Genomic DNA, 16757 nt, shown 5'->3' with positions numbered 1-16757 from the left:
CATGCGCACACTCGCCATCGCCGCTCTGCAGACCAGGCCCGTACCCCATGACCTCGAAGCGAGCTGGCAGCGCTTCGCCGGCCAGGTCCGTGCCGCGCGCGACCTCTTCCCCCACGTCCAGCTCCTGGTCGTCCCCGAGCTGCTGCTGGCCGCCGAGGCTCCGCTCCTGCATCCGGCGCCCGTTGACTGGATGGAGCGGGCCGCCGTCACGATCCCGGGGCCGCTCACCGACCGGATCTGTTCCCTCGCCGTGGAGACCGGCCTGTGGCTCGTCCCGGGGAGCGTCTACGAGCGCGCCGAGGACGACCGCATCTACAACACGGCACTCGCCATCTCGCCGGAGGGCGAGATCGTCGCCCGCTACCGCAAGGTCTTCCCCTGGCAGCCGTACGAAAAGTCCAGCCCCGGACACGAATTCACCGTCTTCGACATCCCCGGCGTCGGCCGCGCGGGCCTGGCCATCTGCTACGACGGCTCCTTCCCGGAAACCGTCCGCCAGCTCGCCTGGCTGGGAGCGGAGATCATCATCCAGCCCACCCTGACCCCCACCCGCGACCGGGACATGGAACTCGTCTGCGCCCGCGCCAACGCCTGGACCAACCAGGTGTACGTCATCAACGTGAACGCCGCCGACCCGGCCGGGGTCGGCACCAGCGCCGTCGTCGACCCCGAGGGCATCGTCCGCCAGCAAGCCGGGCCCGGCGAGGAGATCCTCGTCGACGTCCTCGACCTGGACACCGTCACCAGAGTGCGCCGCTACGGCTCCGCCGGAATCAACCGACCCTGGAGCCAGCTCGGCCGATACGGAGAATCGATAGATCTTCCGATGTACAGCGGCGGAACGTTCCGCACACCGGACTGGCTGAAGGGCGAGACCGCGTAGAAGGTTGAGGTGGTGCTCAGGCCGGGGTGGTTTTGGCGATGCGCCGGGTGAGCGCGTGTTGGGCCCCGGCTATGCCTCGGAGGATCCAGCCGATGGCGTACAGGCAGGCCAGCCAGCCGAGGGCGTGCACCAGCCAGACGCCGGTCAGGGTCGGGCCGCCCCAGGCCTGGTGGTAGTCGGTGTCGCCGTACCAGATCGGGTAGCCGAGGTTGCGCACGGTGTTGAAGAGGGAGTAGGCGACCAGGGCCAAAGCGGCTAGGTCCAGTGGCAGGCCTAGCAGTGTGCGGGCCGCGACGCGCGGACCGGTCCATCCGGCGACGCCGCTGACTCGGGTCTGGAGTCGGTCGGCCCGCTGCCCCTGGCCGATCAGGGCGAGGCCTACGCAGGCGACGCCCACGGGAAGCGCCATTGCCGTGCGCGCCGCCCGCGTACTCCACGTGCGCAACGCCGGGGCGATGGTGCCGGCGACGTTCATGTTCTGGACGGACATCGTGGTGCTCCCTGCGGTGTGGGTCTTGGCGATGGGCCCATGTTCCCTTCGGGGGCCTTGTCGTTGCGTCACGCTGTGGAGTGGGATCTTGCGTAGTACTTAGGTATGGAGGCGGTTCGGCCGCCCCGGGGGTGCGGGGGCCCGGGGCCCGGGGGTTCTGGCGTCCTGGGCCTGACGTCGGCGCGAAACAATTCTGCAATCTCTTGCGCAAAGTCTTGCAGGGCTTCTCCCTGGCACCTACGGTCGCTGCAATCCCCGACTCGGCCGTGACCGGTCCCCACCCGGCTCCGCGCCTCTCCGCCAGGAGGAACACCCGCATGCTCACCCGTGCTCGCGCCGTCAGAGCCGCCGCCGCGCTGCTCTCCGTATCCGCCATATCCGCCGGAGCCGCCCTCGCCGTCGTCGGTGGGCCCGCTTCGCGGGCGTTCGCCGCCGCACCCGGGGAGAAGGACGTCACCGCCGTCATGTTCGAGTGGCGGTTCGACTCCGTCGCCAAGGCCTGCGGGGATTCCCTGGGGCCCGCCGGGTACGGGTACGTGCAGGTTTCGCCGCCTCAGGAGCACGTGCAGGGGGCGCAGTGGTGGACCTCGTACCAGCCCGTCAGCTACAAGATCGCCGGGCGGCTGGGTGACCGGGCCGCCTTCAAGGCGATGGTCGACGCCTGTCACGCCGCCGGGGTGAAGGTCGTCGCCGATTCCGTCATCAACCACATGGCCGCCGGTGATGGGGTCGGGACGGGTGGGAGTTCGTACACGAAGTACAACTACCCCGGCGTCTACTCCGGCTCCGACATGGACGACTGCCGGGCGACCATCTCCAACTATGCCGACCGGGCCAACGTGCAGAACTGCGAGCTCGTGCAGCTCGCGGACCTGGACACCGGTGAGGAGTACGTGCGGGGTCGGATCGCGACCTATCTCAACGATCTGCTGTCGCTCGGTGTGGACGGGTTCCGGATCGACGCCGCCAAGCACATGCCCGCCGCCGACCTCGCCAACATCAAGTCCCGGCTGAGCGATCCGGGCGCGTACTGGAAGCAGGAGGCGATCTACGGAGCGGGGGAGGCCGTCCAGCCGAGCGAGTACCTCGGCAACGGGGACGTGCAGGAGTTCCGCTACGCCCGCGACCTCAAGAGGGTCTTCCAGAGCGAGAAGCTCGCCTATTTGAAGAACTTCGGGGAGGCGTGGGGGTATCTGCCGAGTGGGCAGGCTGGTGTCTTTGTCGACAATCACGACACCGAGCGCGGTGGCGACACGCTGAACTACAAGGACGGGTCCTCCTACACCCTCGCCAGCGTGTTCATGTTGGCCTGGCCGTACGGGTCGCCCGACGTGCACTCCGGTTATGAGTGGACCGATCGGGATGCGGGGCCGCCCAACGGCGGGACCGTGAACGCCTGTTACGCCGACGGGTGGAAGTGCCAGCACGCCTGGCGGGAGATCTCCTCCATGGTCGGCTTCCGCAACGCCGCGCGCGGGCAGGCCGTCACCGACTGGTGGGACAACGGGGGCAACCAGGTCGCCTTCGGGCGGGGCGCCAAGGCGTACGTGGCCATCAACCACGAGGGTTCGGCGCTGACCCGGACGTTCCAGACCTCGCTCGCGGCCGGTGACTACTGCGACGTGCAGAGCGGGCGCGCGGTCACCGTGGATTCCGGCGGGCGGTTCACCGCCACCCTCGGAGCCGGGACGGCCGTCGCCCTGCACGTGGGTGCGCGGAGTTGTGGCCCTGCCCCCACGCCTACCCCCACGCCCACCCCGACCGTCGCCGCCGGGGCCTCCTTCGCGGTCAACGCCACCACCGTGCCCGGCCAGAACATCTACGTCACCGGTGACCGCGCCGAGCTCGGCGGCTGGAACACCGGCAGCGCCCTGAAGCTCGACCCGGCCGCCTACCCCGTCTGGAAGCTCGACGTCACGCTCCCGCCCGGCACGGTCTTCGCGTACAAGTACGTCCGCAAGGACGCCGTCGGGAACGTCACCTGGGAGAGCGGAGCCAACCGCTCCGCCACGGTCCCCGCGAACGGCAAGGTCACGCTGACCGACACCTGGCGCAACTGATCCTCCCGCCCCGCCCCGTCCCGCACCCGAGGAGACCCGTCTTGAAACGCCCCGCCCTCGCCGGCGCCGCGGGAGTGCTCGCCGCCACCCTGGCCGTGACGCTCCTGCCCGCCCTTCCCGCCGCCGCGGCGGTCGCCGACAAGGCGCCGCCGGCCCCGCCCTCGGACGCCAAGCTGGCCGCCGAACCCGCGCGGCACGATCTGACCCGGGAGCAGTTCTACTTCGTGCTCCCGGACCGGTTCGCGAACGGCGATCCGGGCAACGACCGGGGCGGCCTGACCGGTTCCCGGCTGGAGACCGGGCTCGACCCGACGGACAAGGGCTTCTATCAGGGCGGGGACCTCAAGGGGCTCACCGACCGGCTGGACTACATCAAGGGGCTCGGCACCACGGCCATCTGGATGGCGCCGATCTTCAAGAACCAGCCGGTGCAGGGGACGGGGAAGGACGTGTCCGCCGGCTACCACGGGTACTGGATCACCGACTTCACCCAGGTCGATCCGCACTTCGGGACCAACGCCGACCTGGAGCGGCTGATCGACAAGGCGCACCAGAAGGGGATGAAGGTCTTCTTCGACGTCATCACCAACCACACCGCCGACGTGGTCGACTACCGGGAGGCGTCGTACGGGTACCTGTCCAAGGGCGCGTTTCCCTATCTGACCAAGGACGGGGTGCCCTTCGACGACTCCGACTATGCGGCGGGGAAGGGGAAGTTCCCCGCCGTGGACGCCGGCTCCTTCCCCCGGACCCCCTTCGTCCCGGAGGCGAAGAAGAACCTCAAGTCCCCGGCCTGGCTCAACGACCCGACGATGTACCACAACCGGGGCGACTCCACCTTCGCCGGCGAGTCCTCCGAGCAGGGGGACTTCTTCGGCCTCGACGACCTGTGGACGGAGCGTCCCGAGGTGGTGGAGGGGATGGAGAAGATCTACGAGAAGTGGGTAAAGGATTTCGACATCGACGGGTTCCGGGTCGACACCGTGAAGCACGTCAACACCGGGTTCTGGACCCAGTGGGCCACCGCCCTGGACAAGTACGCGGCCCAGCACGGGCGCAAGGACTTCTTCATGTTCGGCGAGGTCTACTCGGCCGACACCGCCGTCACCTCCCCGTACGTGACCCGGGGCCGCCTCGACGCCACCCTCGACTTCCCGCTCCAGGACGCGATCCGCTCCTACGCCTCCCAGGGAGCTGGGGCCGGGCGGCTCGCGTCCGTCTTCGGCGACGACTACCGGTACACGACCGACAAGGCGAACGCGTACGAGCAGGTCACCTTCCTCGGCAACCACGACATGGGGCGCTTCGGGAGCTTCCTGAAGCAGGACCGGCCGGGGGCGGGGGAGCAGGAGCTGCTGGACCGGTACCGGCTGGCCAACGAGCTGATGTTCTTCTCCCGGGGCAATCCGGTGATCTACTCCGGCGACGAGCAGGGGTTCACGGGCGCGGGCGGGGACAAGGACGCGCGACAGCCGCTCTTCGCCTCGCGGGTGGCCGACTACCTGGACGACGACGAACTCGGAACGGTGCGCACACACGCGAGCGATGCTTACGATCCGGAGCACCCGCTCTACAAGGAGATCAGTGCTCTCTCGAAGCTGACCAAGGACCACCCGGCCCTGCGGGACGGCGTTCAGAGTGAACGTTTCTCCGATGGGTCGGTCTACGCCTTCGCCCGCACCGACACCCGTACGCGCACCGAGTACCTGGTCGCCGCCAACAACGGCACCGAGCCCCGCACCATCGAGCTCGACGCCCCGGCCGGCGCCCAGTACCGCACCCTGTACGGGGGAGCGGCCGGTGGCACGGCTGCCCTGCTCCGAGCCTCCGCCGCCGGCAAGCTCACCGTCACCGTCCCCGCGCTCGGCTCCGTCGTCCTCCAGGCGACCGCCCCGCAGCCGAAGCCCGCCGCCAAGCCCGCCGTCACCCTCAAGGCCCCGGCCCCCGGAGCCACCGGCACCGTCGAGCTCTCCGCCGACGTGACCGGCGGCGACCCCCTGAGCCGGGTCGTCTTCGCCGCCCAGACCGGCGCCGGCGCCTGGCAGGTCCTCGGCTCCGCCGACCACGCCCCCTACAAGGTCACCCAGCACATCGACGAAGCCACCGCCCCCGGAACCCCCCTGCGCTACAAGGCCGTCGTCATCGACTCCGCCGGCCGCACCGCGAGCGCCCCCGCCGCGTCGGTCACCGGCCGGACCCCGCCCGCCGAGGTCCCCACCGCCACCCAGCGCGAGTACGCGATCGTCCACTACAACCGCCCCGACGGCGACTACACCGACTGGCGCCTGTACGCCTGGGGCGACCTCGCCGAGGGCGAAGCCACCACCTGGCCCGCCGGCCACGCCTTCACCGGCCGCGACGCCTACGGAGCCTTCGCGTACGTCAGGCTCAAGCCCGGCGCGAGCAGCGTCGGCTACCTCGTCATCGACAAGGACGGCAACAAGGACGTGGCCGCCGACCGCACCATCGACGTGACGAAGACCGGCGAGATCTGGCTCGACCAGGGCAAGGAAGCCCCCCGCCCCGAGCGCCCCGCCTACCCCGCGCAGGACCAGACCAAGGCCGTCCTCCACTACCAGCGCCCCGACGGCGCCTACGACGGCTGGGGCCTGCACGTCTGGACGGGCGCCGCGACGCCGACCGACTGGTCCAAGCCGCTGCTCCCCGCCCGCATGGACTCCTACGGAGCGGTCTACGAGGTCCCGCTCGCCGCCGGGGCCACCAGCCTCAGCTACATCCTCCACAACGGCGACGCCAAGGACCTCCCCTCCGACCAGTCCCTCGACCTCAAGGCCACCGGCTCCGGCCACGAGGTGTGGATGCTGGGCGGCAAGGAGAAGTACCTCCTCCCGCAGCCGGCCGGCAGCGCCGCAGCCCTGGACCTCACCAAGGCCCAGGCCGTCTGGATCGACCGCTCCACCCTCGCCTGGAACGCCCCGCCGGCCGCCGCCTCGCTCCAGCTCCTCGCCTCCCGCGACGGCCGGATCACCGCGGAGAACGGCGTCCTCCACGAGGCCGGCGCCCAGTGGCTGCGCCTGGCCAAGACCGAGCTCACCGCCGCCCAGAAGGAGAAGTTCCCGCACCTGGCCGCGTACACCGCCTACACCGTGGACCCGCGCGACCGGGACCGCGTCCGCGAGGCCCTGCGCGGCCAGCTCGTCGCGAGCGCCCGGGCCGCGAACGGCGCCGTCCTGGCGGCGACCGGCGTCCAGCTCGCGGGGGTCCTCGACGACCTCTACGCGAAGAACGCCGGATCAGCCCCCCTCGGCCCCGTCTTCAAGGACGGCCGCCCCACCCTCTCCGTCTGGGCACCCACCGCCCAGCAGGTCGCCCTGGAGCTCGGCGGTGAGGGCGGCCGCACCGTCCCCATGCACCGCGACGACGCCACCGGCGTGTGGTCGGTGCGCGGGGAACGCGACTGGACCGGCAAGAAGTACCGCTTCGCCGTCACCGTCTGGGCCCCGAGCACGATGAAGGTGGTCCGGAACCTCGTCACCGACCCCTACTCCACCGCCCTGACCACGGACTCCACGTACAGCCTGGCCGTGGACCTGGCCGACCCGAAGCTCGCCCCGCCCGGCTGGCGCGAGCTGAAGAAGCCCGCCGCCGTCCCCTTCGCCTCCGCGCAGATCCAGGAGCTCCACATCCGTGACTTCTCCGTCGCGGACCGCACCACCACCCACCCCGGCCAGTACCTGGCCTTCACCGACACCGACTCGGCGGGCATGCGGCACCTGCGCGACCTGGCCGCCGCCGGGACCTCGTACGTCCACCTCCTGCCCGCCTTCGACATCGGCACCGTCCCGGAGAAGGCCGCGGACCGCACCGAGCCCGCCTGCGACCTGAAGGTGTACGCCCCGGACTCCGAGGAGCAGCAGGCCTGCGTGGCCGCCGCGGCCGCGAAGGACTCGTACAACTGGGGCTACGACCCGCTGCACTACACGGTCCCCGAGGGCTCGTACGCGAGCGACCCGAACGGCACCGCCCGCACGGTGGAGTTCCGCCGGATGGTGCAGTCCCTGAACGGCGCGGGCCTGCGCACGGTCATGGACGTGGTCTACAACCACACCGTGGCGTCGGGGCAGTCGGACAAGTCGGTCCTGGACCGCATCGTCCCCGGCTACTACCAGCGGCTGCTGGCCGACGGCTCCGTCGCCACCTCCAGCTGCTGCGCCAACACCGCACCCGAGAACGCCATGATGGGCCGCCTCGTCGTGGACTCGGTGGTCACCTGGGCCAAGCAGTACAAGGTCGACGGGTTCCGCTTCGACCTCATGGGCCACCACCCGAAGGCCAACATCCTGGCGGTGCGCGCCGCCCTCGACGCGCTGACGCCTGCCAAGGACGGGGTCGACGGGAAGAAGATCGTCCTCTACGGGGAGGGCTGGAACTTCGGCGAGGTCGCCAACGACGCCCGCTTCGTCCAGGCCACCCAGCGGAACATGGCCGGCACCGGCATCGCCACCTTCTCCGACCGCGCCCGCGACGCGGTGCGCGGCGGCGGCCCCTTCGACGAGGACCCGCGCGTACAGGGCTTCGCGTCCGGCCTGTTCACGACCCCGAACGCGTCCCCGGCGAACGGCACTCCGGAGCAGCAGCGGGCCCGGCTCCTCCACGACCAGGACCTGATCAAGGTCGGCCTGACCGGCAACCTGGCCTCGTACTCCTTCACGGACTCCACGGGCAAGCCCGTCAAGGGCTCCGAGGTGGACTACAACGGCGCCCCGGCCGGTTACGCGGCGGCGCCCGGCGACGCGCTGGCGTACGTGGACGCCCACGACAACGAATCGCTGTTCGACGCCCTGAAGTACAAGCTGCCGCAGGGCACTTCGGCCGCCGACCAGGCCCGCATGCAGGTCCTGGGGATGTCGGTCGCGACCCTCTCCCAGGGCCCGTCCCTGTCCCAGGCCGGCACGGACCTGCTGCGCTCGAAGTCCCTGGACCGCAACTCCTTCGACAGCGGCGACTGGTTCAACGCCATCCACTGGGACTGCCGGGACGGAAACGGATTCGGCCGGGGCCTGCCGCCGGCCGCCGACAACCGCTCGAAGTGGCCCTACGCGAAGCCGCTGCTGGCCGCCGGCGCCACCCCCGCCCCCGGCTGTACGGAGATGACGGGCGCCTCGGCCGCCTACCGGGACCTCCTGAAGATCCGTACGACGGAACCCGCCTTCGGCCTCGCCTCCGCCGAAGCGGTCCAGTCCCGGCTGGCCTTCCCGCTCTCCGGATCCGAAGAGACCCCGGGCGTGATCACGATGACCCTGGGCGAGCTGGTGGTGGTCTTCAACGCCACCACCGAGACCCGGACCCAGCGCGTCCCCGCCCTTGCGGGCACGGCCTACGGACTGCACCCGGTCCAGGCTTCGGGGGCGGACGCCACGGTCAAGGGGTCGGCGTACGACGCGGGGACGGGGGAGTTCAAGGTCCCCGCGCGCACGGTGGCCGTCTTCAAGCGGAGCTGATCCGCTGAGGGGGGGAGGGAGGGCGGCTCAGACCAGAGTGAGCTGGTCGAGCCGCTTCTCCAGCAGGATCACCCCGTACACCCGCCCGTCCCGGCCCTCCTTGTGGGGGAATTCCCCGACCACCCGGTAGCCCGCACCCTGGTAGTACGCGACCAGCCGGGGATTGGTGGAGACGCAGTCCAGCCGCGCCCGTTCGCGGCCGGTCCAGGCGATGCGCCGCTCGGCATGTTCGAGCAGCCGCCGGCCGGCCCCGGCGGGCGCGGTCTCGCGTTCGACCATGAGCCGGTGCACGTAGCCCGCGACGGGCGGCTGGATGCCCCAGGCCTCCTCGTCGGACCACCACAGCTCGTACGCCCCGACGACGCGCCCGTCACCGTCCGAGGCGAGCCACACCTCGCCCTCCCGCATGACAGCCAGGAAGTGCGCGGGGTCCTTGTCCCCGGGCTTCCACTGCTCGATCCCCTGCTCGCGCATCCAGCGGGCGGCCTGGTCGTACAGCTGCACCAGCGTGCCGGTGTCCTTCTCCTCGGCCTGCCGGAACAAGATCCCGTCATCAATGATCACGCGGGCATTATCGCCCGACGGATGATCAAGGAGGGGCGGCCGGGGAGCAGTTATCGACGTGGCGCGGGCACGCCCGCCTCCGCCGCCGCCGGTACGAGCGCCGCGAGCCGCCCCACCAGGTCCCCGAACGGCCCGTCGGCCGGCTCGTCCACGAGGATCCGTACGAGGATGCCCGCCATCTCCGCGTCGTAGGCGGCGCTCACCGCGGCCAGCGCCGCGAAGTCGTGCACCAGCTGCAACTCCAGCTCGGCGCGCGGGATCTGCCGGCCGTCCAGCCAGATCAGCGCGGTGGACTCGGCCAGCGACACCCACGAGCGCACCACGAGCTCCAGCCGCGCGGGCGGCTCCTCGACGCCGAGGTGCGCGAGGATCTGCTCGTACGCGGCCTGCCGCACCTCGTCGATCATCGCGTTGGCCCGGTTGCTCCCGACGGCCGGCCCGCCCCGCATCAGCGCCGAGAACCCGGGCCCGTGCTCGTCCACGAACGCGAAGAACCGCCCCATGACCCGCAGCAGCCGCGCCCCGAGCGGCCCCTCCCGGGGCTCCACGAAGCGCAGCGCCAGCTCGTCGGCGGCTCGGCGCAGCGCGGCCTCGTACAGGCTCTGCTTGCCGGGGAAGTAGTGGTAGACCAGGGGCCGCGATATCCCGGCGGCCGCCGCGATCTCGTCGATCGACACGTCATCGGGCGACCGGTGGCTGAACAGCTCCAGCGCCACCCCGATCAGCTGCTGCCGCCGCTCCTCGACACCCATCCTGCGTCGCACCCCGGTTGTCATGCGGAACACCCTACTGCGCACCCCGTCCGGGCCGTCCGCAGCGCCCCTCAGAGGTCCAGGACCAGGTGGTCCGCGGCCGCGCGGGAGACGCACAGGAGCATCGAGTCCTCGCGTTCGCCGTCCGTGAGGAGGGTGTCGCGGTGGTCGACGGGGCCCGACAGGACGCGGTGCCGGCAGGTGCCGCAGAAGCCCTGTTCGCAGGAGTACGGGGTGTTGGGGAGCTCGCGGCGGACGGCGGTCAGGGCGGATTCGTCCGCCGCGACCTCCACCAGCCGTCCCGAGCGGTGGAGTTCCACCGTGAAGGGGCGGGCGTCCGCGGATCCGGCCGCCGTCGGGGCGAAGCGTTCCAGGTGGACCTGGATCCCCTCCGGGGTCGCCGCCTCGACCGCGGCCATCAGGGGGGCCGGACCGCAGCAGTAGACCAGCGTGCCGGGCGCCGGCGCCGACAGGCGGGCCAGGTCGGGAAGGCCCGACTCGTCCTCGGCCGCGATCGTGACCCGGTCCCCGTACGCCGCGAGTTCCGCCAGGAACGGCATCGAGGCGCGCGAGCGGCCCCCGTAGAGGAGGGTCCAGGACGCGCCCGCCGCCTCGGCGGCCCGCAGCATCGGGAGGACGGGCGTGATGCCGATGCCGCCCGCGACGAAGGCGTACGAGGCCGCGGGCTCCAGCGGGAAGCGGTTGCGCGGCGGACGGACCGGGAGCTCCGCGCCCTCCACCAGCTGCGCGTGCGCCTCGCGCGAGCCGCCGCGGCCGTCCTCGACGAGGCGGATCGCGAGGGTGTAGCGGCCCTCCGTCGACGGGTCGCCGCACAGGGAGTACTGGCGGACCAGCCCCGAAGGCAGCTGCACGTCCACGTGCGCGCCCGGGGCCCAGGCCGGGAGCTCCGGGGACTCCAGCACCAGGGTCAGGACCCCTTCCGCCGGCTCCTCGCGCGAGACGATCAGCGTCGGGATCCACCGGCGCGGCGAGTACCCCGACACCGGGGTCTCCAGCGCCGGCAGAGGCCAGAGCGGGGAGCCGGCGTTGATGCGCCTGCCGATCGCCCGCTTCGCGAGCCATACCGCCGCGCCGCCCGCGAGCGCCGTTACCGCCGTGGCCCGCCTCATGCCCGGAAACCACCGTTCGCGCCGGGGGAGGAGGCCAGGTAGGCGACGGCCTGGGCCGTCGAGCCCTCCTGCGAGGGGTGGTAGGTGCGCGACAGGTACGTCGGGATCGACTTCAGCATCTCGCCCGTGGACGGCAGGGTGCCCTTGCGGCCCGCGCGGTAGAACTGGCCCACCGAGGCCTTGGAGCCGGGCGGCAGTTCGGGGTCGTGTTCCATGAAGTAGCGCGAGCCGCGCTGCCACAGGAAGGCCAGCGCGGTGAAGGCGGTGGCCCAGGTCCTGGCCCGGCGGCGGTAGTTGCCGTCCACGTGCATGAAGAGGTCGAAGGCCACGGAGCGGTGCTCCACCTCCTCCGCGCCGTGCCAGCGCAGCAGGTCCAGCATCATCGGGTCCGCGCCGCGCCGGTCCAGCTCCTCGGCGTTGAGGACCCAGTTGCCCAGGAACGCCGTGTAGTGCTCGATCGCCGCGATCATCGCCACGCGCTCCATCAGCCACCACTTGCGCGCCCTGCCCGGCGGCAGCGTCCGGTCGCCGAGCATCTTCTCGAAGAGCCAGTCGACCTGGGCCGTGTACGGGGTCGGGTCCAGGCCCAGCCGCTTGAGGTGGGGGAGCACGTCGTCGTGCGCGCTCGCGTGCATGGCCTCCTGGCCGATGAACCCGACCACGTCCTCCCGCAGCCGGTCGTCCGTGATGTACGGGAGCACCTGCTTGTAGACGTGCACGAACCAGCGCTCGCCCGCCGGGAGCAGCAGGTGCAGCACGTTGATGGTGTGGTTGGCGAAGGGGTCGCCGGGCAGCCAGTGGAGCGGGGTGTCCTCCCAGGAGAAGGACACGTTGCGGGCCTTGAGATCTATGTGTTCCGACGCCACGGGGGCGGGCGACGCGGGCGGCGTATTAGACATGGCGTCAATGTACTGATGGGTATGAGGGAGGGAAACCCCTCTGCCGCCACTTCCTCCTTCTTGACGCGCCGCTCGCACGGTGCGGCCCTGGCGGGCCTCACCGGCTTCGCGCCGCTGCGCCGGACTCCGTCCGGCGGTGCCCGCACGGACCCGCCACTCGCCCGGCCGGAGCTACCGCAGCACCCCCGCCTTCGACCCGTCCGTCAGCTTGCCCGACAGCTCCACCTGCGCCCCCGCCGGAGCCTTCACCGCCAGCCGGTTGCCCGTCGCGGACCCGCTCACCTGGCCGCCGCCCACCGTCAGCGAGGCGAACTGAGCGCTGCCCGCTGCCAGTACGTACCACTGCCCGGCCTTCGACTTCCACAGCACCCCGGCCAGCACCCGGGGCTCCCGCGCCCCGCACGCCGGCGAGCCCTCCGCCTTCGCGGCCTGCGCCGCCAACGGGGCCCCCGGGGCCAGGAACTGCGCCTGCACCCGGTCCGCCGTGCCCTGCCAGGTCTCCGCCCGCGTGCACAGCCAGGTCGCCGAGCCGTCGCCCTCGGGCAGCGGCTGCTTCGCGTACGTCCACGCGTTGACCGTGCGCACCCCGTGCGAGCGCACCGAGGGCAGCAGGCACGCGATCCGCGACCAGTCGCCCAGCTCCGCGCCCTCCGTCACGTTCCGCTCGGCGCCCGGCGCCCCCGAGGTCAGCCGGGCCGGGGTCAGTTCGCCCAGGTCGGTGATCAGCCGGGTCTGGCCGTCGCCGGTCAGGGCCAGCGCGTTCCAGCTCGTACAGGTGCCTCCCGGGGCCGGGCTCGGCACCGGCGGAGTCATCCCGCCCGGCGTCAGCTTCAGCTCGGAGGGGGCCTCGCCGGGCTTGAGCAGGTCCCGCAGCGCCGCGCCCGTCACCCAAGGCGCCGCCAGGTAGCGGACGTTGCCGTCGACCCGGCTGAGCACGAGGGCGGTCGCCGTGTCCTCGGAGGCGCCGTCGGTCCGGGCGAAGTCGAGGGCCGCGATCTCGGTGCCGGAGCGCGGTTCGGCGTACCGGGCCACGCGCAGCCCGTCGTAGAGCAGCACCACGACGGCCTGGTCGACCGTCCCGGCGAACAGCAGCTGCGGCGGCCCCATCGGCGGACCCGACGGGGTGCCCGGGGTGGCCGAGACGACCACCGAGCGGCCGGGCCGCGCCCAGACGGCCAGCGCCCGCCGCAGCAGGGCGGTGTCATCGGCCCGGTCCCCGCGCGCGGGCCAGGCGGAGTAGTCGGTACGGGAGGACGTGCGCCAGGCCCCCGGCGCGGCCCGGACCAGCTGCCCGGGATCCAGGGCCTGCTCCGCCGCCGCGTTCTTCGCGTACAGCGGGGCCGCGGCCCCGTCGGCCCCCCAGCCCCCGCCGGGCAGCGCGAGCAGCGCCCCGCACACGACGAGGGCGGCCCCGGCGGCGATCCCGGCCCGCGCGAAGCGGCGGCGGCGCAGCAGATCGGTGGGCCGGGCCTGGAGCACGCACGGATCGAACTCGGGGGAGGCGAACAGCTCGTCGGTCCCCGGATCCCCCGACTCGGCGACGGCGGAGGCCGGATTCGCGACCCCGGCCTCCGCCAGCACCCGCAGGACCTCCGGCTCGCTCATCCGCTCCAGCGCCCGCAGGACGCAGGCGGCCCGCCCCGGCCCGTCGAGGGTGGCCAGCCACTGGTCGAGCGCCAGCTCCTCGGCCCCGCCCGAGCGCGGGAACAGCCGCAGCCCCCACACCTGGGGGAGCAGCGGGGGCAGCTGGGCCCGCCGGGGCAGCGCGCGGAAGGTCAGCGGGATCCCGGCCTCCAGGGCGGCCCGCAGCACGCGCAGGCGTACGTAGGCGTACCCGGACTCGGAACCCGCCCCGCCCCGCTGCCCGGGAACCCCGCCCTGCACCGCGGCCTGGGCGGCGACCGCCCCGTCCCGGCGGCCGCGCGGCAGGGCGCGCTGGGCCAGCGAGTGGGCGGTGAGGACCCGGCGGTGGCGGCCGAGGGCGGGCGGCAGCACCAGGTAGGCGAGCCGCACCAGCCGCGGATAGTGCTCGACGATGGCGGCCTCGGCCTGCTCGACGTCGGGCGGGAGGGGGCGGGTGGCGGTATCCGGCGCAGTCACATTCAGCAGAACGAGCGAATGGTCGGATGGTCACCCGGTCCCAGCGCGAACGTTCGGATCGGCCGCCGGTGAGCCCCCGGGACCGACCGCCCCCAAAGGGCTGAAAGGTTTACGCGACGAGGCGGGCGCGCAGCGCCTCGACCGTCTCGTCGGGAACTCCGAGGCCCTCGCGCACGTACTTCTCCACGGAGCCGTAGCGGGTGCTCACCTCGTCCATCGCCGTCTCCAGGTACGAGGGGAAGACCCCGATGAGGGCCAGCGCGATGTCCGGGTCCCCGCCGGCCGCCGTGAACCCCTCGATCATCGGGGCGAAGGCCTGGCGCACCGCCGAGTTGACCGACAGGTACTCGCTCATCAGCGTCTCGTCGTCGGCGCCGAGCAGCGACAGGATCACGGTCGCGCCCCAGCCCGTACGGTCCTTGCCCGCCGTGCAGTGGAAGAGCAGCGGGCCCGCCTCGGGGTCGGCGAGCTCGGTGAGCAGGGTCCGGTACGAGGCCTGCGCGGAGCCGGAGCTCACCAGAGAGCGGTAGACACCGCCGAACAGAGCCTGCGCCTTGCCGCCGCCCAGGTGCTCCTCGGCGACCGCCGGGTCGGTCAGCAGGTCCTTGAGCTGCGCGGCGACGGGCATGCCGGCCGGCCCGGAGCGCATCTTGTCGGCCAGGACGTCGGCTATGAGCAGCCGGGCGCCGGCCGGCACCCGGTCGGGGTGATCGGCGCGCTCGGCGTCGGTGCGGAAGTCGATGACCGTGCGCAGGCCCAGCGCGGCCACCGCCGGGTCCCTGTCCACGTCGAGCCGGTCGAGCTGGCCCGAGCGGAGCACCAGGCCGGGGCGGACCGTGCGGCCGCCGGAGAGCGGGGTGCCGCCGAGGTCGCGGAGGTTGGCGACGGTCGTGGCGGGGGTGGCGGTCATCGTGGCGACTCCAGCGGTGGCGTTGTCATGGCGTTGCTATGGCTTCAAGGGGTGACGCGTGTCATCCATATGATTTTCGGAGATTTCGCTCCGGAAAGGTAATCGGCGGCCACGGAGACCCCCAGCCCGAGCCCCATCGCCACCAGGTGCCCGGCGTCCGTGAAGGTCCGGCCCCGCATGAGCACGGGCCGCACCGCGAGCGCCAGCAGCCCCGCCCGGGCGGCCGTGCGCACCGGCCCGGGCGGCAGCGCCGAGGTCAGCGCGCCGAGCACGGCGTTGAACCCGTAGCTCGTGCCCACGTCCACCGCCCGCCGGGTCCGCGGACCGGCCGTCCGGCGCAGCACGCCGTAGACCAGCAGGGTCGCCGTGGCATGCCCGAACAGGAAGGCTGCGGCCGTCCACCAGGCCCCGTACGCGTATTCGGCGTAGCCGAGGACCGCCGTCAGCAGCAGCGCGTACGGCAGCGTCATCGGCTCCTCGACGAGGAACGCGCTGACCGGCAGGGTCTCCCAGCGGCCGGCGTCGAGGTTGTCGGCATTGGTCGAGCAGGCGCGCAGCACCCGCTCGCGGGCCGCCGGATCCAGCCGTTCCAGGGCGTACGCCCCCAGCTGCACCCCGCCCGCGTACACCGCGCTCAGCGGCACCGTCCACGGCAGTCGGTTCATCCGGTCATGATCGGCCACCCCCGCGCGTCGGGCCAGGCGGGGCCTCATGGCAATATGCCCTGGTCATGCCACCCAGCCCCGCGCCGCTGCGCTCCATCCGGGCCGCGATGTTCGCGGCGGTGGTCGTCGCACTGGGTGCGGTGGGGCATTCGTACATGTCCGGTACGGACATTCCTGCGATAGGGCTTCTGTCCGCATTCGGGCTCACCGGCGGACTCGCCTGGCTCGGTGCGGGGCGGCGCCGCGGACTGCTCTCCATCGGCTCGGCCCTGCTGGGCGTCCAGGCGGTCCTGCACCTCGTCTTCTCCGCGTCGGCGTCTGCGTCCGACGCCCCGGCTCACGGTTCCATGGGCGGCGCGGGCGCGCACGACATGAGCGCCATGGGCTCGGCCATGAGCATGGACATGGGCTCGGGCATGGGCTCGGGCATGGGCTCGGGCATGGACATGAGCTCGGGCATGGACATGGGCACGGCGATGGCCGGGCACGCCCACGACGGCCTCGGCATGATCGCCGCGCACGTCCTCGCCGGACTGTTCTGCGCGGCCTGGTTGGCCTGGGGCGAGGCAGCCGTCTTCCGGCTCACCGCCGTCCTCGCGGCCGGAGCGCTGCTCGCGGCCCGGCCGCTCTCCCGGGTCCTGGCCCTGCTGCGGACGCGCGTGGCCCCCGTACCGCCGAGGCCGGCCTTCCGTCCCGGGTACGAGCGGCCGCGCGCCCTGCGCGGGGCGCTGCACGCGCACACCGCCGAGCGGCGGGGGCCGCCCGCGCCGTTCCGGATCCGTATCACGGCCCCCGGCCGGCCCGCCCGCGCCTGACCGAACGGCGCACCTCCTTGAGGAGGC

At 72.5% G+C, this 16757-nt stretch carries 12 protein-coding genes; 4 read left to right on the top strand and 8 right to left on the bottom strand.

Going from position 1 to position 16757, the window contains the following annotated elements; translation table 11 throughout:
- Window position 1: 1 nt before the first annotated feature.
- On the top strand, window positions 2-883 hold the full coding sequence (locus ACFXDJ_RS12970; protein ID WP_384649332.1) for a carbon-nitrogen hydrolase family protein: 882 nt from the start codon (window positions 2-4) through the stop codon (window positions 881-883).
- A 16-nt stretch (window positions 884-899) separates the two neighbouring features.
- Here the strand turns inward: ACFXDJ_RS12970 and ACFXDJ_RS12965 are convergent, their stop codons facing one another.
- Entirely contained in the window at window positions 900-1373 is a 474-nt protein-coding gene (locus tag ACFXDJ_RS12965) for a hypothetical protein (protein WP_384649330.1), read from the bottom strand.
- A 317-nt stretch (window positions 1374-1690) separates the two neighbouring features.
- On the opposite strand from ACFXDJ_RS12965, the gene ACFXDJ_RS12960 reads away from it, so the two are divergent.
- Together ACFXDJ_RS12960 and pulA are read left to right on the top strand one after the other, a co-directional pair.
- Window positions 1691-3433, top strand: coding sequence for a carbohydrate-binding module family 20 domain-containing protein (locus ACFXDJ_RS12960; RefSeq protein ID WP_384649328.1), 1743 nt, complete (start codon window positions 1691-1693; stop codon window positions 3431-3433).
- The gene (pulA, locus tag ACFXDJ_RS12955) at window positions 3433-8895 is read left to right on the top strand and encodes a pullulanase-type alpha-1,6-glucosidase (protein ID WP_384649410.1); all 5463 of its coding nucleotides are present in this window, start codon (window positions 3433-3435) and stop codon (window positions 8893-8895) included. The genes ACFXDJ_RS12960 and pulA overlap by 1 nt, the downstream gene beginning before the upstream one ends.
- Window positions 8896-8922: 27 nt before the next feature.
- Here the strand turns inward: pulA and ACFXDJ_RS12950 are convergent, their stop codons facing one another.
- The 7 genes from ACFXDJ_RS12950 to ACFXDJ_RS12920 all read right to left on the bottom strand — a co-directional run bounded on the left by ACFXDJ_RS12950 (window position 8923) and on the right by ACFXDJ_RS12920 (window position 15915).
- Window positions 8923-9459 carry a GNAT family N-acetyltransferase gene (locus ACFXDJ_RS12950; protein WP_384649326.1) on the bottom strand — a complete coding sequence of 179 codons (537 nt, stop codon included), beginning with the start codon at window positions 9457-9459 and terminating at the stop codon, window positions 8923-8925.
- A 50-nt stretch (window positions 9460-9509) separates the two neighbouring features.
- Complete coding sequence (locus ACFXDJ_RS12945; protein ID WP_384649325.1) at window positions 9510-10235, bottom strand: TetR/AcrR family transcriptional regulator; 726 nt, start codon at window positions 10233-10235, stop codon at window positions 9510-9512.
- A gap of 47 nt (window positions 10236-10282) precedes the next feature.
- Window positions 10283-11341, bottom strand: a complete 1059-nt coding sequence (locus tag ACFXDJ_RS12940; protein ID WP_384649323.1) for a PDR/VanB family oxidoreductase — start codon at window positions 11339-11341, stop codon at window positions 10283-10285.
- Window positions 11338-12240, bottom strand: a complete 903-nt coding sequence (locus tag ACFXDJ_RS12935; RefSeq protein WP_384649321.1) for a metal-dependent hydrolase — start codon at window positions 12238-12240, stop codon at window positions 11338-11340. The genes ACFXDJ_RS12940 and ACFXDJ_RS12935 overlap by 4 nt, the downstream gene beginning before the upstream one ends.
- A gap of 171 nt (window positions 12241-12411) precedes the next feature.
- Window positions 12412-14340, bottom strand: a complete 1929-nt coding sequence (locus tag ACFXDJ_RS12930) for a hypothetical protein (protein ID WP_384649319.1) — start codon at window positions 14338-14340, stop codon at window positions 12412-12414.
- A gap of 109 nt (window positions 14341-14449) precedes the next feature.
- A complete protein-coding gene (locus tag ACFXDJ_RS12925) occupies window positions 14450-15250 on the bottom strand; it encodes a tyrosine-protein phosphatase (protein WP_384649317.1) in 801 nt (266 codons plus the stop codon).
- A gap of 44 nt (window positions 15251-15294) precedes the next feature.
- On the bottom strand, window positions 15295-15915 hold the full coding sequence (locus ACFXDJ_RS12920) for a rhomboid-like protein (RefSeq protein WP_384649315.1): 621 nt from the start codon (window positions 15913-15915) through the stop codon (window positions 15295-15297).
- 65 nt (window positions 15916-15980) lie between these two features.
- On the opposite strand from ACFXDJ_RS12920, the gene ACFXDJ_RS12915 reads away from it, so the two are divergent.
- Complete coding sequence (locus tag ACFXDJ_RS12915) at window positions 15981-16730, top strand: hypothetical protein (RefSeq protein WP_384649313.1); 750 nt, start codon at window positions 15981-15983, stop codon at window positions 16728-16730.
- Window positions 16731-16757: the final 27 nt, after the last annotated feature.

The organism is Streptomyces sp. NPDC059443 (assembly GCF_042750105.1).
Classification (GTDB): Bacteria; Actinomycetota; Actinomycetes; order Streptomycetales; family Streptomycetaceae; genus Streptomyces.
This window is presented reverse-complemented; position numbering and strand designations above follow the sequence as displayed.